This is a genomic window from Streptomyces polyasparticus (genome assembly GCF_014493765.1).
GTDB classification, from domain to species: Bacteria; Actinomycetota; Actinomycetes; order Streptomycetales; family Streptomycetaceae; genus Streptomyces; species Streptomyces polyasparticus.
This window is the reverse complement of record NZ_JACTVJ010000001.1, coordinates 117,050-137,233: the sequence shown is the minus strand read 5'-3', so window position 1 is coordinate 137,233 and position 20,184 is coordinate 117,050. Positions and strand designations below refer to the sequence as shown.

The following is a 20,184-nucleotide window of genomic DNA, read 5'->3' as shown; positions in this document are numbered from 1 at the left end:
CCTCCCTCAGCGCAGCTTGGGGTCGAGGGCGTTGCGTACAGCATCGCCGAACATCAGGAACGAGAGCACCGTGATCGAGACCATCACCGAGGGGATGATCAGGACGTGCGGGGCGATACGCAGCAGCTCACGTCCCGTGGACACGTCTCCACCCCAGGACACGGTCGGCTCGGTGAGGCCGATGCCGAGGAAGGACAGCGTGGCCTCCGCGGCGATGTAACCACCGAGTGCGATGGTCGCGACGACGATGATCGGCGCGAGCGCGTTCGGCAGGATGTGCCGCATCAGGATCCGGGTGGTCGAGGCGCCGAGCGCCTTGGCGGCCACCACGTAGTCGGCCTGCTTGATCGTGATCACCGCGCCGCGGGCGACACGGGCGATCTGCGTCCAGCCCAGGAAGGCCAGGGCCAGGATGACGACCCAGACGCTGCGCTTCTCGAAGGTGTTGAGGACGACGAGGGCGCCGAGCAGGAACGGGATGCCGAGGAAGATGTCGGTCATCCGCGAGAGCAGGGTGTCGATCCAGCCGCCGAAGTAACCGGCGATCATGCCCACGATCGTGCCGAGGATGGTGACGCAGACGGTCACGCCCACACCGACGGTGATCGAGGCGCGGGCGCCGTACACGATGCGCGCGTAGATCGAGCGGCCCTGGCCGTCGAAGCCCAGCCAGTCGCGGCCGAAGACATGACCCCACTGCGGGGGCTGCCGGAAGTCGCGGGCCAGGTTCTCGACGTCACGCGGCGAGGCGCTGGTGAACAGGCTCGGCCATATCGCCATCACGAGAAGGAAGACGATCAGCACGGCGGACACGAGGAACAGCGGGTTGCGCCGCAGGTCGTGCCAGGCGTCGGACCAGAGGCTGCGCGGCTTGCCCGTCGCAGCCGGACCGGCGTCCGTGGCAACGGCCGGAATCGGCTCGCCAGTTGCGGTGGCGACCTTCTCAACGGTCTTGTCAGGCATACCGGATCCTCGGGTCCAGGACCGCGTAAAGCAGGTCGACGATCAAGCTGGCGGCGAGGTAGATGAGAACCATCAGCGAGGCGATACCCACGACGGTGGCACCCTCACGCCGACTGAGCGCCTCGTAGATCTCGACGCCGATACCCCGCACGTTGAAGATGCCCTCGGTCACGATGGCACCGGTCATCAGGTTGCCGACCTCGATACCGAGGAACGTGACCACGGGGATCAGCGAGTTGCGCATCAGGTGGACGCCGATGATGCGGCGGCGCGGCAGACCCTTCGCCACGGCGGTGCGCATGTAGTCCGACCGCAGGTTCTCCGCGATCGACGTGCGGGTCAACCGGGCGACATAGGCGAGCGAGAGCGACGCCAACACGATGGCGGGAAGCATGAGTTGGCCCCAGTTCTCGGAATCGGTCACCGTCGGATCGGTGACCTTCCACTGGAAGGCCAGCAGGTACTGAAGAAGGAAGCCCAGCACGAAGGACGGCATCGAGACGAGGAACAGCGTCAGGGTGAGCAGTCCACGGTCACGCAGGGTGTCGGGCTTCAGGCCGGCGACGATGCCGAGGCCGATGCCGACGAGCGAGACGAACGTGAAGGCGAAGATCGTCAGCCGGATCGTCACAGGGAAGGCGTCGGCGATGATGTCCGCGATGGGACGTCCACTCGCGATCTGGGTACCGAAGTCACCCTGGACGAGGTTCCCCATGTACGTGACGTACTGCTGAATGATCGGCTGATCAAGGCCGAGGTCCTTCTTGATGCTCGCGACCACTGCGGGGTCGTACGCCTGATCCCCCATCATTGCCCTGACGGGATCGCCGGGCAGGGCGTACATCATGAAGAAGATGATGAAAGTTGACCCGATGAAGACCGGGATCATCTGGAGCAGTCGTCGTGCGACATAGCGCCCCATAGGTGCCTCCGTGAGGGGTTACTGCAGGTGCGGGGGCCGCCCCCTGGGTCAGGGGACGGCCCCGTGCAACCTCCCACCGCCGCCTTGCGACGGCGGTGGGTCAACGGCCGAATTGGGGATGAGGCCCGCGGGCTCGTCTTACTTGGTGGTGACGGCCCAGACCTCGAGGTCACCGTGGAAGTCGACGTTCACGTTGTCGACGTTCTTACCGTGACCACCGTTGATGCGGTAGTACCAGAGCGGGATGGCCGGCATGTGCTCGACCAGCTTCTTCTCGACCTCCTGGAAGGCCTTCACCGACTCGTCGAGGGACTTGGCCTTGTCGGCCTCGTTCATCAGCGCGTCGATCTCCTTGTTGGAGAAGCGACCGTTGTTGGCCTCGGCGGTGGTGTGGTACAGCTCCTTCATGAAGTTGGCGTTGACCGGGTAGTCGGCAACCCAACCACCGCGGTACATGCCCTTGACCTGGTCGTTGTCACGGGCCTCGAGGTCCGTGGCGAAGTCAGGCTTCGGGTCGCCGACACACTCGACACCGGTGTTCTTGCGGATGGACTCGCAGACCGCGGTCACCCACTCCTTGTGCCCACCGTCGGTGTTGTACTGAACGGTGAACTTGTTGCCCGGAACGCCACCGCCCTCTTCGATGAGCTTCTTGGCCTTCTCCGGGTTGTACGTGAACACGTCCGTGTCCAGGTCCTGGTTGCCCTTGACGCCCGGAGGCGTGAAGGACTTGGCCGGAGTACGGGTGTTGTTCAGCACCGTCTTGGTGATGGTGTCGCGGTCGATCGCCATCGACAGACCCTGGAGGACCTTCGGGTCGATGTCCTTGAAGGTCTTCGAGTAGAACGCCGGGGTCAGCGTCTGGATGGCCGCGTACGGCTGCTCGATGGCGCCGTCGCCCAGGTCCTGCTTGTACTTCGGCAGGTCCGTCGGGCCGACCTGGCGGATCATGTCCAGGTTGCCGGAGACGACGTCCTTGTACGCGGCCTCGAGGGTCGTGTACGCCTTGAACTGGACGCCCTTGTTGGCGGCCTTGTTCGGACCCTTGTAGTCCGGGTTGGCCTTGACCTGGATGAGCTTCTTGTGGTCCCACTTCTCGAAGGTGTAGGGACCGTTGCCGACCGGCTTCTGGCCGAAGGCCTTCGGGTCGTCGTAGAAGACCTTGGGCAGCGGGGCCCAGGTGGTGTAGCCGAGCTTGTAGTTGAAGTACGGCATCGTGTACTTCAGCTCGATCGTGAAGGTGTGGTCGTCGACGATCTTCAGGCCGGACATGGTCTCGGCCTTCGGGTCACCCTTCTCGGGGTGGACGTCGTCGTAACCCTTGATGTCCTGGAACCAGAAGGAGTTCTGCTGGTTGTTCTTGATGTTGGCGTACCAGTTCCACGCGTCGACGTACGACTTCGCCGTGACGTCCTCGCCGTTGTGGAACTTCCAGCCCTTGTTGAGCTTCACGGTCCAGGTCTTCGAGTCCGCGGACTCGACCGACTCGGCGTTCGTGTAGACGATGTTGCCGTCGCCGTCGAAGTCCAGCAGCTGCGTGAACAGGGACTGGATGACGTACGAGCCGTTCGACTCGTTCGTGTCGGCCGGGATCAGCGGCTTCTGCGGCTCGCCGACGTCGATCGAGACGTAGCCCTCGGGCTTGCCGCCCTTGGTGCCCTTGTTGCCGCTATCGCCGTCGCTACCACCACAGGCAGTCGCACCCAGCGCCACCGCAGTGGCTATCGCGACCCACTTGGCGCTCTTGGCACCACGCATGGGTTCCTCCTCATGAGTCCACTTGTTCACTACAAGAGGGGGTAAGTGATTCTGTGCCGACACCCCTGACGGCGATGATCAAGTACCCCAGTGTGCTCGTGAGTCGGCGCTCCCCACAGCGCGTGACCCATTGACCCGAGCTCTACGCGCTCAACTATTAGCCATGGGGTACTGCCCGACCACACTCTTTTGGTCTCGGTTCGATCACACCTGTCGCCTACTTCTTCCGAAATACGGACAAACCGATCCGAGATAGATGCTCGCGAAACGGACTCGTTACACATCTATCGGTCAGGAGCGTCCGCATTCCGGACAGGCTGGTGCGGAAAACCACTTGCGTGTCAACACGCGTAGCGTCGGGCGGAACACGGAGAGTCGCGAGTGTCCCCCGGACATGAAACCGGCCCGACTCTACGCCCAACTGGGCATGGAATCGGGCCGGTTCAGCAGCCTTGAATCAGGCTTGAATCAGCGGAGCACTGCGCTCAGGCGTTCTTGGCGCGCGAGGCGGTGCGGGCGCGGGCGGTCTTGTCCAGGACGACCTTGCGGATGCGCACGGCCTCCGGGGTGACCTCGACGCACTCGTCGTCGCGGCAGAACTCCAGGGACTGCTCCAGGGAGAGCTTGCGCGGCGGGACGATCGCCTCGAACGTGTCGGCCGAGGCCGAACGCATGTTGGTGAGCTTCTTCTCCTTGGTGATGTTCACGTCCATGTCGTCGGAGCGCGAGTTCTCGCCGACGATCATGCCCTCGTACACCTCGGTACCGGGCTCGGTGAACAGCACACCGCGCTCCTGCAGGTTGGTCATCGCGAACGCGGTGACGGCACCGGCGCGGTCGGCGACCAGCGAACCGTTGTTACGGGTCGCCAGGGTGCCGAACCAGGGCTCCAGGCCCTCGTGGATGGAGTGCGCGATGCCCGTGCCGCGGGTCTGCGTCAGGAACTCCGTACGGAAGCCGATGAGGCCGCGGGACGGGACGACGAACTCCAGACGGACCCAGCCGGAGCCGTGGTTCGACATGTTGTCCATGCGGCCCTTGCGGACGCCCATGAGCTGCGTGACGGCGCCCATGTGCTCCTCGGGCACGTCGATCGTCATGCGCTCGACCGGCTCGTGCACCTTGCCGTCGATCTCCTGCGTGACCACCTGCGGCTTGCCGATGGTCAGCTCGAAGCCCTCGCGGCGCATCTGCTCGACCAGGATGGCGAGCGCCAGCTCACCACGGCCCTGGACCTCCCAGGCGTCGGGACGCTCGGTGTCGAGGACGCGCAGCGAGACGTTACCGATGAGCTCGCGGTCGAGGCGGTCCTTGACCTGGCGGGCGGTGACCTTGCGGTCCTTGACCGCGGCCTTGTTGTCGGCGCCCTTGCCGGTGCCGCCACGGCCGACGAGCGGCGAGGTGTTGGTACCGATGGTCATGGAGATGGCCGGCTCGTCCACCGTGATGAGCGGCAGCGCGATCGGGTTCTCCGGGTCGGCCAGGGTCTCGCCGATCATGATGTCCGGGATACCGGCCACGGCGCAGATGTCACCGGGGCCCGCCATCTCGGCCGGCTTGCGGGTGAGCGCCTCGGTCATCATCAGCTCGGTGATGCGGACGTTCTGGACCGAGCCGTCGCGCTTGATCCACGCGACCGTCTGGCCCTTGCGCAGCTCGCCCTGCTCGACACGGAGCAGCGCGATACGGCCGAGGAAGTTGTCGGCGTCGAGGTTGGTGACGTGCGCCTGCAGCGGGGCGCTCTCGTCGTACTCCGGAGCCGGGACGTGCTCCAGGATCGTCGAGAAGAACGGTTCGAGGCTGTCGCTGTCGGCCGGGACGGTGCCGTCCTCCGGCTTGGTCAGCGAGGCGATGCCGTCACGGCCGCAGGCGTAGACGATCGGGAACTCGATCTGGTCCTCGTCGGCGTCGAGGTCGAGGAACAGGTCGTACGTCTCGTTGACGACCTCGTCGATCCGCGAGTCCGGACGGTCCGTCTTGTTGATGCAAAGGATCACGGGCAGCCGCTGCTGGAGCGCCTTGCGCAGCACGAAGCGGGTCTGCGGGAGCGGGCCCTCCGACGCGTCCACGAGCAGGACCACCGCGTCGACCATCGACAGACCGCGCTCGACCTCACCACCGAAGTCGGCGTGGCCGGGGGTGTCGATGATGTTGATGGTGATGACGTCGCCGCCATCCTTGGGGTGGTACTTGACGGCCGTGTTCTTGGCCAGGATCGTGATGCCCTTCTCACGCTCCAGGTCGTTCGAGTCCATCATGCGGTCGTCGAGGGACTCGGCGGCGTGCGCAGCGAAGGAACCCGCCTGCTTGAGCATGGCGTCGACGATGGTCGTCTTGCCGTGGTCGACGTGGGCGACGATGGCGACGTTTCGAATGTCGTGGCGCGTGGGCACGTGCGGTGCTTCTCCCGGGACGAGTGGAACTTGCGAGCGGCTCGCGTATCTCAACGGTCTGGTCGACCGATGTACGCCTTCACCGCGCCGGGCTGGACACGCCACGGCCTTACCCCATCCTACGTGGCGCGGCGGGGGGTGGCCTGCGCGGGTACCGCACAGGCCACCTGACCAGGCATTTCGCGCCTTACGCGGGGTCCTTCAGGGCCGCCGAGCCGGGCGGGCAGGAGGCCTGGGCGGCCTGCGACTCGACCGTGGCCATGTCGGGTTCGCCGGCGAAGGCGTCGTCCTCGATGCGGGCGGCGCAGGGCAGCGTGCCGCTGCCGGTGCCCGTCCAGGTCACCACGTGCCCCTCGACGGGCTTCCCGTCTCCGCAGGTGTAGCGGTAGTCGCCCTCGACGAGGTTGATGTAGGAGTACGCGAAGTAGTGGCCCTCCGGGTCGCCGGTGGCGTTCTCGAAGTACAGCCCGTCCTTGTCGTCCATGTACTTCTCGCCGGGCTTCGCGAGCGGCTCCTCGGTGCCGAGCTCCTTGCGCAGCGAGGCCAGGACCTGCGCCGGCTTCGGCTCCTTGGCCGCGTCGCCGCGCTTGCCGCCGCCCGCGGGGGTCACGCCCGCCACGTAGAAGCGGCCGTCGACCGACTTGATGTGCGCGGTGTAGGGCTGCCCGTCCTTCTTCAGGTGAATGGGCTTCGCGAGGCCGGTCAGCTCCGCTCGCCGCGCCACGCTCCACTCGTACGTCCCGCCGGAGCAGGCCTTCTGCGACGGCTTGTCCGCTCGCTTCGTGCCGTCGTCCGAGGACGTGCAGGCCGTGGCGGCCGCGCTCAGCGCGAGCAGGGCAGCGCTGATGGACAGAATCCGCTTCATGGTCGTACCCCCGTTGTGTACGCGATGGCTGGTCGGACATCGCGTGGTGATTCTGGCCCGCCGGCGTGGGGGGGTACCTCGGATTTGATCAACCTCTGAGGAAGGCGATCAGGCGGCCGGCGCGGATGACACGGGTCAATGAGTCGGGAACGACCTTGCCCGCCGGCGGGGCCGGCGGGCAAGGGACTTGAGGTACTTCTGAGCTATGTGATCTTCACTGTCGCGCCGGGCGCTATTTCTTCGCCGCCGGCGCCGCCTTCAGGAAGCCGATGTCCTCGTACGAGGGCGACTCGAAGCCGAAGGCGCCGGTGTTCGCGAGATCCGGGCGGACCGCCACCAGCTGGGGGCGCTGGTAGAGCGGGATGGAGCCGGCCGCGGCCCAGATCCGGGCGTCGGCCTTCCTGACCAGGTCCCGCGCCTTGCCCTCGTCGAGCTCGGCGAGCGCCTGGTCGAAGAGCTGGTCGATGTGGTCCGTGCCGACCCGGGTGTAGTTCTGCTCGACGTTGAGCGAACCGTCCGCCGCCGGTTCCGGCTTGGCGAAGATCGGGCGGGCGTCGGTGGCCGGGTAGGCCGAGCCGGGCCAGGAGTACAGCGCCATGTCGTACTGGCCCGAGGCGATGTGGTCCTTGAAGTAGCTGTCGTCCGGGACCTTGGTGATCTCGGTGCGGATGCCGACCTTCTGCAGCATCCGCTGGATCCCCTCGCCGACCGCGCGCAGCTGCTCCGAACCCGGGCCCGAGGGCAGCACGAACTTGAGGTTCAGCGCCTCGCCGTCCTTGGCGAGCGGACCGCCGGCCGGCTTGGGGGCGGCGGTGCCCTTGGGGGCGTAGGCGCCGGGAGCGCCGCCGCGGTGAGCGTCCTTCTTGGCGCGCTCCTCTTCCTTGCGCTTGGCCTTCGCCTCGGGCTGGTTGTCGGCGCGCACCTCGAAGTCGGTGTCCGCGCGCGGCTTTCCGTCCTCCTGGCCGACGATGTACGTCCCGTCCTCGTCGGCGGAGCCCGCGGCCTTCTTCTTGTCCGCCTTGCTGCCCGCGGTCTTGACCGGACCGCCCTGCACCCAGCCCGCGTCGGCGAGCAGCGCGCGGGCCTCGGCGGTGTCCTGGTCGCCGATCGCTCCGCTGTTGTCGGAGTACGCCTCCTGGCCGGCCAGGGCGACATGGCTACCGACCGGGTTCACCGGCAGACCGAGCGGCTTGAGGACGATGCGCGCCAGCTCCTCGCGGTCCAGGGCGCGGGCCACCGCGCGGCGGACGCGCTCGTCGGCGAGCGGGCCGCCGGAACCGTTCAACGCCAGCTGGGTGTAAGCCGGTTCGAGCGACTTGCGGATCACGAAGCCGCGCAGGCCCTGCTGTTCCTTCGCGTACTTCTTGATGGCCTTGTGGGTCCTGGCGACCGAGGCGGCCATGGCCTCGGCACGCTCCTCGTTCTCCGGGTCGTTGGCGATCGCCCAGGAATTGAGGGCCTTGGCCGGGGTCAGTTCGGCGCCCGGACCGTGCGCGAGCGGACCGCTCGCACCCTTCTCGCGAGCGGCGAGCGCGATGCGCTCGGCCTGGTCGGGGGTGACCTCGGCGATGTCCACCTGGCCCGCGGCAAGGGCCTCGGCCCGGTCCTCGCGCGGCACGGCCTTGAGGACCATCTTCTCCAGCTTGGCGGGCCGGCCCCACCACCGCGGGTTGCGGGTCAGCGTGAGCTCGCCGGCCTTGCGGTCGACCTCCGCGACACGGAACGGTCCCGCCGTCGCCTTCAGCTGCTTGCGGGCGCCGTCGTTGAAGGCGTCCGGGGTGCCCATGACGTCCTTGGGGTACAGCGGCGAGAACAGCGAGCGCCAGTCGGTGTACGGCTTCTCGAAGGTGACGCGCACCTCCAGGTTGTTGGCGCCCTTCTCGATCTTCTCGATCCGGTCGTAGCCCGCGTTGCGCGCGGTCCAGAACGCGGAGTCCTCGCCGGACAGGGCGCGCCACTGGGCGGCGAAGTCGGCGGCGCCGATCTCCCGGCCGTCGCTCCACACCGCCTGCTGGTTCAGCTTGTACAGGACGACCTGCTTGGGCTCGCGCTCGATGATCTCGGCGCTCTCCAGGTAGTCCGCGTTGCGCACCGCGCGGCCGCGCTCGTCGAGGTCGTACATCGACGGCAGGACGGCGCCGGCGATCCGGGCGGTGGCCGGATCCGCGTCGGACTGGAAGGAGTTGAAGGTCTCGGGCAGCGCGTCCACGGCCCAGGCCGCCTTGCCGCCGTCGGCGATCAGATCACGCTCGGCGGCCGCGATGTCCTGGGCGGCCGCGGGGGCGCCGGCCGCGTCGTCGGCGCTCCCGCACGCGGCGAGCGAGGGCAGTGCGAGCACGCCCGCGATGAGGTAGGCCGTCGCCCGCACTGCGGGGCGGACGCCGACGGGGACGGCGGGATCGCGTGGGGGCATGGCGTGGAACCTCCGGGGCTAGCCCGGCCACCGCGCTTCCCTTGAGGCCGGGATCGTTCAATTCTGGTGCGGTATGTGGAGATATTGCGTGCTGATCACACGGATACGTGCCCACTGAACGGGATGGCCGGAAGGCGGCCCGGCAGACACGTCGGCAGGCGGCGCCAAGCCCACCCGTGCGGCCCAATCCGGCCGCGACCCGTGCTTCATGAGCCCCCATCGACCCTCGTACGGGGGAATCCGCGCAGATCCCTTCACAATCCGGGATGTGACGCGCGACACTCGCAGGCGCACGACCCCCGCACGGTCCTGTTCCCGCCGCATGACGCGGAAGTGGAGGGCAACTCATGTCCCTGCACGACGATTTGACGGCCGTTCAGCGCTGTCTCGACGATCTGGTGCGCTCGGTCGGACGACTCGAGCAGCATGTCGGGTCCGCCCTGGACATCCGCCGGGTGCGCACGGACGCCGACCATCTGCGCGACAGCGTCGCCCTGCTCAAGGAAGCCGCGCCGACGCTGCGCCCCAAGGCGCCGCCGGAGATGATCTCCATCCCGGACGCCCCGTACGACCGTTCCTTGTGGACCGATTCCGACGACGAAGGGCTGGGAGCCCACGACCGCCACGCCCCTTGACCGGGCGGCCGCCGCGCGTGTGACTCCCGGCTCCGGCCGCCGTAGGGCCGTACCGACTGGAGACCGAAGTTGGCAACTGGCACAGATCCTCAAGTCCATAGCGAGGGCGGGGTGCGCGGCGCCGGCCGCGCGGCCATCGCCGCCCCGCATCTGCGCACCGACCGCTGGTGGCTGCAGCCGGCCGCGACCGCCGCCGGGCTGCTCGCCTTCATCGTGTACTCGACCTGGCGCGCCTTCGCCAACGCGGACTACTACGCGGCGCCCTACGTCTCGCCGTTCTACTCGCCCTGTCTCGCCGAGAACTGCGAGCCCATGAAGGGCGGCCCCAACTGGGAGATCTTCGGCAGCTGGTGGGGGCTCTCGCCCGCGCTCCTGATCCTGATCTTCCCGCTGGGCTTCCGGCTCACCTGCTACTACTACCGGAAGGCCTACTACCGGGGCTTCTGGGCCTCTCCCCCGGCCTGCGCGGTGGCCGAGCCGCACAAGAAGTACAGCGGCGAGACCAAGTTCCCGCTGATCTTCCAGAACATGCACCGCTACTTCTTCTACGCGGCCGTGCCGGTGGCGGGCATCCTCACGTACGACACCGTGCTCGCCTTCCGCGACGAAGACTACGCGTGGGGCCACATGGGCCTCGGCACGCTCGTGTTCCTCGTCAACATCGTGCTGATCTGGGCCTACACCCTGTCCTGCCACTCGTGCCGGCACATCGTCGGGGGCAAGCTCAAGCACTTCTCCAAGCACCCTGTGCGCTACCGGATGTGGCAGTGGATCGGGAAGCTGAATGCCCGTCACATGCTGCTCGCCTGGGCCTCGTTGATCAGCGTCGCCCTCGCGGACTTCTACGTCTATCTCGTCGCCAGCGGTGTGTTCGACGATCCGCGCTTCTTCTGATGTCAGGGGCCTTCTGAATGACCACAGTGGAACGGCAGCAGTGGGACGTCGTCGTGGTCGGGGCCGGCGGGGCCGGTCTCCGGGCGGCGATCGAGGCGCGGGCGCAGGGCGCGCGGACGGCGGTGATCTGCAAGTCCCTGTTCGGCAAGGCCCACACCGTGATGGCCGAGGGCGGCATCGCCGCCTCGATGGGCAATGTGAACGACGGCGACAACTGGCAGGTGCACTTCCGCGACACGATGCGCGGCGGCAAGTTCCTCAACCAGTGGCGGATGGCCGAGCTGCACGCGCAGGAGGCCCCCGACCGCGTATGGGAGCTGGAGACCTGGGGTGCGCTGTTCGACCGCACCAAGGACGGGCGGATCTCGCAGCGCAACTTCGGCGGACACGAGTACCCGCGGCTCGCGCATGTCGGCGACCGTACGGGCCTGGAGCTGATCCGGACGCTGCAGCAGAAGATCGTGTCGCTGCAGCAGGAGGACTTCAAGGAGCACGGCGACTACGAGGCCGGTCTGAAGGTCTTCCAGGAGTGCACCGTCACGCGGATCCTCAAGGACGACGTGGACGGGAAGGTGGCCGGGGTCTTCTCGTACGAGCGGGAGTCCGGGCGCTTCTTCGTGATCGAGGCGCCGACGGTGATCCTCGCGACCGGTGGGATCGGCAAGTCCTTCAAGGTGACGTCCAACTCCTGGGAGTACACGGGCGACGGGCACGCGCTCGCGCTGCTCGCCGGGGCGCCGCTGATGAACATGGAGTTCGTGCAGTTCCACCCGACGGGCATGGTCTGGCCGCCGTCGGTGAAGGGGATCCTCGTCACCGAGTCCGTCCGCGGGGACGGCGGGGTGCTCAGGAACTCCGAGGGCAAGCGGTTCATGTTCGACTACATCCCGGATGTCTTCAAGGAGAAGTACGCGGAGTCCGAGGAGGAGGGCGACCGCTGGTACGAGGACCCGGACCGCAACCGGCGGCCTCCTGAGCTGCTGCCGCGGGACGAGGTCGCGCGGGCGATCAACTCCGAGGTCAAGGCGGGGCGCGGATCACCGCACGGTGGCGTGTTCCTGGATGTGTCGACCCGTATGCCCGCGGACGTCATCCGGCGCCGACTGCCGTCCATGTACCACCAGTTCAAGGAGCTGGCGGACGTGGACATCACGGCCGAGGCGATGGAGGTCGGGCCGACCTGTCACTACGTGATGGGCGGGATCGCGGTCGAGTCCGACACGGCGGCCGCGCTCGGTGTGCCCGGGCTCTATGCGGCCGGTGAGGTCGCGGGCGGAATGCACGGCTCGAACCGGCTCGGCGGCAACTCCCTGTCCGACCTGCTCGTCTTCGGGCGGCGGGCCGGACTGCACGCGGCGCAGTACGCGGCGTCGCTCGCCGAGCGGCCGGTGATCGAGGAGACGCAGATCGACCTCGCGGCCGCGGAGGCGCTGCGGCCCTTCTCGGCGGAGGGTCCGGACGAGTCCTTGGTGGACGAGGGTCCGGTGGCGTCCGGCGCCAAGCCCGCGGAGAACCCGTACACGCTCCATCAGGAGCTGCAGCAGGCGATGAACGACCTCGTGGGGATCATCCGCCGCGAGGAGGAGATGGCCACGGCGCTCAAGAAGCTCGCGGAGCTGCGGGTACGGGCGCGACGGGCCGGGGTCGAGGGGCACCGGCAGTTCAACCCGGGCTGGCATCTGGCCCTGGACATGCGGAACATGCTGCTCGTCAGCGAGTGCATCGCCCGCTCCGCCCTCGAGCGCACCGAGAGCCGCGGCGGGCACACCCGCGAGGACTATCCGGGCATGGACCGCGCCTGGCGGCGGGTCAATCTGCTGTGCAACCTCGCCGATCCCACCGGCGGGCTCGCGGCCACCGATCCCGTACGCGGCCAGATCCGGCTCGTACGCAAGGAGACCGAACCCATCCGACCGGACCTGCTCGCGCTGTTCGAGAAGGAAGAGCTGGTCAAGTACCTCGCCGAAGAGGAGCTCTTTGAATGAGCACGGCTGCATCGACCTCGTACGAGGCGCACTTCAAGGTCTGGCGCGGGGACACCGACGGCGGCGGGCTCGAGGACTTCACGGTCGAGGTGAACGACGGGGAGGTCGTCCTCGACATCATCCACCGCCTGCAGGCCACCCAGGCGCCCGATCTCGCGGTGCGCTGGAACTGCAAGGCCGGCAAATGCGGGTCCTGCTCGGCGGAGATCAACGGGCGGCCGCGGCTCCTGTGCATGACGCGGATGTCCACGTTCTCGCGCGAGGAGACGCTGACCGTCACGCCGCTGCGCGCCTTTCCCGTCGTACGGGACCTGGTGACGGACGTCGGGTTCAACTACACCAAGGCCCGTGAGGTGACCTCCTTCGTGCCGCCGCAGGGGCTCGGTCCCGGCGAGTACAGGATGATGCAGGAGGACGTGGACCGCTCGCAGGAGTTCCGCAAGTGCATCGAGTGCTTCCTGTGCCAGGACACCTGCCATGTGGTGCGGGACCACGAGGAGAACAAGGGGGCCTTCGCGGGGCCGCGTTTCCTGATGCGGGTGGCCGAGCTGGACATGCATCCGCTGGACGCGGCGGCCGAGGAAGGGCTCGACCGGAAGAAGACCGCCCAGGACGAGCACGGGCTCGGCTACTGCAACATCACCAAGTGCTGCACCGAGGTCTGCCCCGAGCACATCAAGATCACGGACAATGCGCTGATTCCGCTGAAGGAGCGGGCGGTGGACCGCAAGTACGACCCGCTGGTGTGGCTGGGGAACAAGATCCGGCGGCGCACGGAGTCCTGATCCCGGACAGCACGCGGCCCGCCCCGCCGCCCGATGCGGTGGGGCGGGCCCTGGCTTGCGCCTCGTCGTGTCAGGCGGCCAGCTTGTTCTGGCAGTTGGTCAGGCGGGTCTTCGCCGTCTTCAGGAGCCGGTGGGTCTTGGTGCGCTGCTCGGCGAGCTCCTCGTCGGGCTCGTGCGCGCGCCAGGCGTTGTAGGCGGCGCGCTCCTTCGCGCGGGCCTTCTCCAGGTCCTTGCGCAGGTCCTCGCGCTTCTCGATGAGCTCCGCGTACTCCGCGCTCTCCGGCTCCGCGTAGTGGAGGCCTTCCTCGACGTCACCGATCGAGTCCATGATCCAGTCGACCTCGCCGGTGGCTTCCACGACCGCGTCGTACAGTTCGTCGGACTTCGCCTGCTCCGCCGCGAACCGCTCGTCGAGCCGGTCGGCGGCCTCCTGGTGGCGGTTGACCGTCTTCTGGTAGGCGTTGCAGTTCTTGGGCGGCGCCGCGTCCGCGTGCGCGAGCGACGCGGGCAGGACGAGGGCGAGGAAGGACGCGGCGACGACGGCTGCGCGGACGCCGTGACGGTAAGCCATGAAGAGACCTCATTCGGACGGTACGGACCGGACGGGGGCCGTCCGGTGGTGGCCGCGGCCATCCGTGCCACCCGTGGCGGCCGGCCACACGGCGGGCCCGGTGACTTCACGCGGATGGATCGGGCGCACCGGCCGTACGGCCCCACGACCGGGAACGGGCCCGGTCGCGACCCCACATAAGCGGACATAGGCTCACGTATGTGACGCCATCCCGCGATCGCTCGCTGCCCCACATAGCCGCGCGGGCGGTGCTCGCCGCCCTCTTCGTGGTGGTGCTGCCACTGCTCGTGTCGGGCCCCGCACACGCCGAGGGCCCGATCACGCTGTCGCGGACCGGGCAGATCACCGACAAGGTGGGCGCGCTCGGGGACCGCAAGGGCGAGGTGACGCAGGCGCTCGACAAGCTCTATGACGACAACGGGATCCAGCTCTTCGTCGCGTACGTACGGGATTTCTCCGGGCAGTCCGCGAAGAGCTGGGCCAACAGCACCGCCGAGCGCAACGGGCTCGGGCTCGACGACATCCTGCTCGCCGTCGCCACGCACGACCGGCAGTACGCGTACTCGGTCGACCAGGACTCCCGGCTCACCGAGGCCCAGCTGCAGCAGGTCGCGACCACGGCGATCGAGCCGGCGCTCAAGCAGAACGACTGGGCGGGAGCCGCGATCGGTGCGGCGAACGGATGCGACGCCGTGCTGTCGGGTCAGCCGGTGCCGGCCCCCGCGATCACTCCGGGCGACCCCGACCCGGGTGCGGCCGAGGACCACGGTCCGGCCACCGGCGACCTGGTGCTTCCGGTGGTCGCGGTGGGCAGTGCGGGTGCGCTGGCCGCGTACGCGTACACGCGGGGCAAGCGGAAGAAGAACGGCGGCGGACCGGGCGGGGCGGCCCCGGGCTGGTCGCAGGGGCCCGCGCCCACCCCGCTGCCCGAGCTGGACAAGAAGGCCAGGCTGCTGCTCGTCGAGACGGACGACGCGGTACGGACGTCGACCGAGGAACTCGGCTTCGCCGCAGCCCAGTTCGGGGACGACGCGGTCAAGCGGTTCCAGGACGCGGTGACGTACGCGAAGGGTGAGCTGACGGCAGCGTTCAAGCTGCGGCAGCAGCTCGACGACGCGTTTCCCGAGGACGACACGACCAAGCGGCGGATGCTCGACGAGATCGTCTCGCGGTGCTCCGAGGCCAGCCGGCGGCTCGACGCCGAGACCGCGGACTTCGACCGGCTCCGGGCCCTGGAGCAGAACGCGCCCGCGGCGCTGACGCTCGCGGAGGGCACGTTCCGCGAGGTCAGCGCGCGGACCACCGCGGCGGCCGGTACGTACACCACGCTGACCACGCGCTATGCGGACTCCGCGGCCGCGCCCGTGAGCGGGCACATCGAGGAGGCCAAGGAGCGGCTGCTCTTCGCGACCGGCACGCTCAACCAGGCGCGGCAGGCGGTGGACACGGGCGAGAACGGGCAGGCCGCGGTGTATCTGCGGGCCGCCGAGGGCGCCGTCGACCAGGCGGGCACGCTGGTGGACGCGGTGGAGCGACTCGCGCAGGAGCTCGGACAGGCCGAGGCGAAGCTGCCGGGAGCGCTGACCGAGACGGAGACCGATCTGGCCGACGCCCGCGGGCTGCTCCAGGGCACCACGGCCGGGACCTCGACGGCCGATCTGCAGGGGCGGATCGCGCGCGCCGAGACCGTGCTCCAGGACGTACGGGCAGTGGTGGCCGGCGGGCGGTACGACCCGATCGACGCGCTGCGCCGTATCGAGGAGGCCGATGCCGCGCTGGACGAGGCCCTGTCCGGGGCACGCGAGCGTGAGGTCGCCGATCAGCGGGCGCGCGGGCTGCTCGACCAGACGCTGCTCACCGCCCGCAGCGCGGTGAGCGCGGCCGCCGACTACATCACCACGCACCGGGGCGGGGTGGGCAGCGAGGCCCGTACCCGGCTCGCGGAGGCGCAGCGGCATCTCGCGTCCGCCGACGCGCTGGCGGCCACCGACGCCTCGGGTGCGCTGGCCCGGGCCCAGCAGGCGGACTCCATGGCGCGTCAGGCGCAGCAGCTGGCCGAGCGCGACGCCCAGTCCTTCGATCCGTACGGCGGTCCGTATGCCGGCCGTTCGCGCTCGGGCGGGACCGGCGGTGCGGTGCTCGGCGGGATCATCCTCGGCGAGGTGCTCGGCGGGATGGGGCGCGGGATGGGCGGCGGCTTCGGCGGCGGTTACGGCCGGGGCGGCGGGGGCGGTGGCGGATTCGGCGGGCCGGGGAGCTTCGGCGGGGGTGGGACGCGGGGGCGGATGGGCGGTGGAGGGCGCTTCTGAATCAGGCTTGCGCGTACGGAGGGCCCTTCTCGTGGCTTCCGTACGCGGTCCCGGAACTCAGGTATCCGCATCGGAACTCACGTACCTGTAAAGGAAGTTCACCGCGATGACGAAGCAGACCATCCTGGGCCGTGTCGCCCAGCTCGCGAAGGCCAACATCAACTCGCTGCTCGACCAGGCCGAGGATCCGCAGAAGATGCTCGACCAGCTGATCCGCGACTACACCAACAACATCCGCGAGGCGGAGGAGGCGGTGTCGACCACGATCGGCAATCTGCGGCTGCTCGAAGCGGACCACAAGGAGGATGTGGACGCGGCCGGTGAGTGGGGCGGCAAGGCGCTCGCGGCCAGCAAGAAGGCCGATCAGCTGCGCTCGGGCGGGGACGCGGAGGGCGCGGACAAGTTCGACGCGCTCGCGAAGGTGGCGCTCGGGCGGCAGCTGCAGTCCGAGAAGGAGGCGAAGGACGCTGAGCCGACGATCGCGGCGCAGACCGAGGTGGTCGAGAAGCTGAAGTCCGGCCTCGACCAGATGAAGGTCAAGCTCAGCGAGCTGCAGGCCAAGCGGGATCAGTTGGTGGCGCGGGCCAAGACCGCCGAGGCGCAGAACCAGATGATGGACGCGGCGCAGAACATCGATGTGCTCGATCCGACGAGTGAGCTCTCCCGCTTCGAGGACAAGGTTCGTCGCGAGGAGGCCCGCGCCTTGGGCAAGCAGGAGCTGGCGGCGTCGTCCCTGGACGCCCAGTTCGAGCAGCTCGACTCTCTGGGCGACCAGGCGGAGATCGAGGCTCGGCTCGCCGCCATGAAGGCTACGGCTTGAATTTTCCCCAGCCCCGCCCCTTCCCGGCTGTGACATTTGCGGCTCCGCCGCGTGGGGGGCTCCGCCCCGGACCCCGGCATCCGAACTTCGTTCGGGTCTCCTCAAACGCCGGAGGGGCTGAAAGATCTGCTCAAACGCCGCAGGGGCTGGGTTAGAACATGCTCAACAGCGCATCCACCGAGGGCTCCGAAGGGGATTCGCCGTCCGGCAGCGGCAGTTCGAACCACACCGTTTTGCCGCGGGGTGTGCGGCGGGCGCCCCAGGAGGCGCTGAGGAGGCCGACGAGTTGGAGGCCGCGGCCGCCCTCGTCCGTGTCGCGGGCGCGGCGGCGGCGCGGCTGGACGAGGCCCGCGTCCCAGACCTCGCAGACCAGGGTGCGGTCGAGGAGCAGACGGAGTCTGATCTCGCCTTCGCCGTACCGAAGGGCGTTGGTGACCAGCTCGCTGACCAGCAACTCCGTGGTGTCCACGAGGGCTTCGAGGTCCCAGGAGGCGAGCTGGGCGCGGGCCAGTTCGCGGGCGCGGCCCACCGAGCGTGCCTCGCGCGGCAGGGTCCAGTCGCCGACGGCTTCGCGGGGCAGGCCCTGGACGCGGGCCATGAGCAGGGCGATGTCGTCCTCGCCGTGGCGGGTGTCCAGGGTGTTGAGGACGTGGTCGCAGACGTCCTCCAGCGGGCGGGCCGGGTCGGTGAGCGCGGAGCGGAAGGCCCGCAGGCCCTCGTCGAGCGGGTGGTCGCGGGATTCGACGAGTCCGTCCGTGTAGAGGGCGAGCAGCGCGCCCTCAGGGAGCTGGACCTCGACCTCTTCGAAGGGCTCGCCGCCGACGCCGAGCGGCATGCCCGGGGGCACGTCGAGCATCAGGGCCTCTTCGCCCGGTTCCACGAGGACGGGCGGCAGATGGCCGGCGTTCGCGAAGGTGCAGCGGCGGGTGACCGGGTCGTACACGGCGTAGACGCAGGTCGCGAGGTAGACCTCGGAGGGGTCGACGTCGCGGCCCTGCAGGGCGCGGCGCGTGGACTGGGGCGAGTGCGTGTGCTGGCCCCAGGGGGTCGGTGCGCCCAGGCCCCGGGCGATCTCGTCGAGGGCGCTGAGGACTTCGGCCGGCTCCAGGTCGAGGAGCGCCAACGTGCGGACGGCGGTACGGAGTTCACCCATGGCGACCGCCGCGCGCAGACCGCGGCCCATGACGTCGCCGACGACGAGGGCGGTGCGGTGTCCTGGCAGTTCGATGACGTCGAACCAGTCGCCGCCGACCTCGGTGGCCGCGTTGCCGGGCAGATACCGGCAGGCGATGTCGAGGCCCGCGGCCTCGGGGTCGCCGGGCGGCAGCAGGGAGCGCTGGAGGATCAGGGCGCGTTCGTGCTCGCGGCGGTACAGGCGGGCGTTGTCGATACAGACGGCGGCCCGCGCGGCCAGCTCCACCGCGAGCGTGCGGTCGCGCTCCGAGAAGGGCTCGCTGCCCATCGTGCGCGAGAAGCGGACCAGGCCCACGACGGTGTCGTGCGCGACCATCGGCACGGCGAGCGTGGAGCGCACCATGCCGCCCTCGGTGCGCGGAATGGTGACCGGGCGCGCGGTGCGCAGGGCGTCCGCGCAGGGCGAGTTGAAGGAGTAGCGGTGCAGGGCGCCCACGGTGACGGGCTCTCCGCAGTCGTCTATCGGCGCGTCCGAGACCGCGCTGGAGAACGCGACGCGGCGCAGCTCCGCGCTGCCGTCGGCGAGACCGGGCGGGGTCTCGTCACCGTCGAGCAGCCCTTGGTAGAGGTCCACGGAGGCCAGGTCGCAGAAGACCGGGACGGTGACGTCGAGGAGTTCGCGGGCGGTGGTCTCCAGATCGAGGGAGTTGCCGATCCGTGAACCGGCCTCATTGAGGAGCGCGAGATTACGGCGGGACTGCGCGGCCTCGCGGGCGGCCGCATGGCGGCGGGTGACATCGGTGCCGAGGCCGGCGACGCCGATGGGGCGGCCCGTGCCGCTGTGCACGCGGTAGAGGTTGATGGACCAGTGGCGGCGGTCGTTGGAGCCGGGCGCGGGTCCGACGATCTGCATGTCCGTGACGGATTCGCCGGTCTCCAGGACCCGCTTGAGCGCGGCGGCCATCCGGTCGGCCTCGCCGCGCGGCAGATAGTCGTGGACGGTGCGGCCGCGGTGGTCGTCGGCGCTGCCGCCGAAGACGGCGGCGAAGCGCTTGTTGGCGCGCTGCACGCGTAGATCGGTTCCGAACAGCAGGAACCCGAAGGGAGACTGCCCGAAAATCGCCTGCGAGGCGGCCAGGTCGGTCTCTATCCGGCGCAGCGCCCTGACGTCGACCACGATACAGACCGCGCCCCGCTCGCCCCGCTCGGTCTCGGTCGGCATCACATAGACCTCGGCGACCCCGGCCAGCCCCTCGCCCGACCACCGCCCCTCAACGAGGCGCTGCGCGCCGCCCCTTTCATTCGAGCCGTCCTCGGCCATCCGGAAGGGGACGATGCCCGTCCACTCCTTGCCGTCGAGTATCTCGCCGACCCTGCGGTGACCGACGTCGCGCAGCCCCGAGGGGACGAAGGCCTCGATGGGGTCCTTGCCCACGGCGTCGGCCGCGGCGACATGGAAGAGCTGCTCCGCGCGCAGCGACCACTGGTCGATCCGGCCGTCGGCGCCGAGCGAGAACGAGGCGACCTTGATGTAGTCATAGATCGAACCGGGCGGGCTCGACTGCCACAGGATGTCGCCTGCACCCCGCGCGGACTCCCGCCCGCCGGGCTGCTCGGGCTCTGGCACCCCAGCTGGTATCTCGCTCACGCGACCGTCCCCTCCAGCTCGCCGTCATGGACCGGACCTCTCGACGGCTTGCCCGCAGTATCCAGCACTACGGCCGCACGCAACACTGC

Annotated in this window: 14 protein-coding genes; 6 read left to right on the top strand and 8 right to left on the bottom strand. The window is 69.0% G+C overall.

Annotated features, from left to right (window positions below; translation table 11 throughout):
- Positions 1-6 precede the first annotated feature (6 nt).
- The 6 genes from H9Y04_RS00520 to H9Y04_RS00495 form a co-directional block, all read right to left on the bottom strand.
- Entirely contained in the window at positions 7-963 is a 957-nt protein-coding gene (locus H9Y04_RS00520; RefSeq protein ID WP_187811588.1) for an ABC transporter permease, read from the bottom strand.
- Positions 956-1,885: an ABC transporter permease gene (locus tag H9Y04_RS00515; RefSeq protein ID WP_187811587.1), complete on the bottom strand. Its 930-nt coding sequence runs from the start codon at positions 1,883-1,885 to the stop codon at positions 956-958. Before H9Y04_RS00515 ends, H9Y04_RS00520 begins: the two co-directional genes overlap by 8 nt.
- 138 nt (positions 1,886-2,023) lie before the next feature.
- Complete coding sequence (locus tag H9Y04_RS00510) at positions 2,024-3,643, bottom strand: peptide ABC transporter substrate-binding protein (protein ID WP_187811586.1); 1,620 nt, start codon at positions 3,641-3,643, stop codon at positions 2,024-2,026.
- 485 nt (positions 3,644-4,128) lie between these two features.
- Entirely contained in the window at positions 4,129-6,036 is a 1,908-nt protein-coding gene (gene typA, locus H9Y04_RS00505) for a translational GTPase TypA (protein WP_187811585.1), read from the bottom strand.
- 187 nt (positions 6,037-6,223) lie between these two features.
- On the bottom strand, positions 6,224-6,901 hold the full coding sequence (locus H9Y04_RS00500; RefSeq protein ID WP_187811584.1) for a hypothetical protein: 678 nt from the start codon (positions 6,899-6,901) through the stop codon (positions 6,224-6,226).
- Between the two features lie 232 nt (positions 6,902-7,133).
- A complete protein-coding gene (locus tag H9Y04_RS00495) occupies positions 7,134-9,314 on the bottom strand; it encodes an ABC transporter family substrate-binding protein (RefSeq protein ID WP_187811583.1) in 2,181 nt (726 codons plus the stop codon).
- Positions 9,315-9,661: 347 nt separating this feature from the next.
- Between H9Y04_RS00495 and H9Y04_RS00490 the strand changes: the two genes are divergently transcribed.
- The 4 genes from H9Y04_RS00490 to H9Y04_RS00475 all read left to right on the top strand — a co-directional run bounded on the left by H9Y04_RS00490 (position 9,662) and on the right by H9Y04_RS00475 (position 13,613).
- Positions 9,662-9,949, top strand: coding sequence for an Rv0250c family protein (locus tag H9Y04_RS00490; RefSeq protein WP_187811582.1), 288 nt, complete (start codon positions 9,662-9,664; stop codon positions 9,947-9,949).
- 69 nt (positions 9,950-10,018) lie between these two features.
- Positions 10,019-10,843 (top strand): succinate dehydrogenase subunit SdhC, encoded by an 825-nt coding sequence (gene sdhC, locus H9Y04_RS00485; RefSeq protein WP_187811581.1) that lies wholly within the window; start codon positions 10,019-10,021, stop codon positions 10,841-10,843.
- Positions 10,844-10,860: 17 nt separating this feature from the next.
- Complete coding sequence (locus tag H9Y04_RS00480; RefSeq protein WP_187811580.1) at positions 10,861-12,828, top strand: fumarate reductase/succinate dehydrogenase flavoprotein subunit; 1,968 nt, start codon at positions 10,861-10,863, stop codon at positions 12,826-12,828.
- Positions 12,825-13,613: a succinate dehydrogenase/fumarate reductase iron-sulfur subunit gene (locus H9Y04_RS00475; RefSeq protein WP_187811579.1), complete on the top strand. Its 789-nt coding sequence runs from the start codon at positions 12,825-12,827 to the stop codon at positions 13,611-13,613. The genes H9Y04_RS00480 and H9Y04_RS00475 overlap by 4 nt, the downstream gene beginning before the upstream one ends.
- Positions 13,614-13,683: 70 nt before the next feature.
- On the opposite strand, the gene H9Y04_RS00470 is transcribed toward H9Y04_RS00475, so the two are convergent.
- Entirely contained in the window at positions 13,684-14,184 is a 501-nt protein-coding gene (locus H9Y04_RS00470; RefSeq protein ID WP_187811578.1) for a hypothetical protein, read from the bottom strand.
- A gap of 200 nt (positions 14,185-14,384) precedes the next feature.
- On the opposite strand from H9Y04_RS00470, the gene H9Y04_RS00465 reads away from it, so the two are divergent.
- Together H9Y04_RS00465 and H9Y04_RS00460 are read left to right on the top strand one after the other, a co-directional pair.
- Positions 14,385-16,493 carry a TPM domain-containing protein gene (locus H9Y04_RS00465; protein WP_438818051.1) on the top strand — a complete coding sequence of 703 codons (2,109 nt, stop codon included), beginning with the start codon at positions 14,385-14,387 and terminating at the stop codon, positions 16,491-16,493.
- A 106-nt stretch (positions 16,494-16,599) separates the two neighbouring features.
- Positions 16,600-17,313 carry a PspA/IM30 family protein gene (locus H9Y04_RS00460; RefSeq protein WP_187811577.1) on the top strand — a complete coding sequence of 238 codons (714 nt, stop codon included), beginning with the start codon at positions 16,600-16,602 and terminating at the stop codon, positions 17,311-17,313.
- A 151-nt stretch (positions 17,314-17,464) separates the two neighbouring features.
- Here the strand turns inward: H9Y04_RS00460 and H9Y04_RS00455 are convergent, their stop codons facing one another.
- Positions 17,465-20,095, bottom strand: coding sequence for a SpoIIE family protein phosphatase (locus H9Y04_RS00455; protein WP_187811576.1), 2,631 nt, complete (start codon positions 20,093-20,095; stop codon positions 17,465-17,467).
- Positions 20,096-20,184 lie beyond the last annotated feature (89 nt).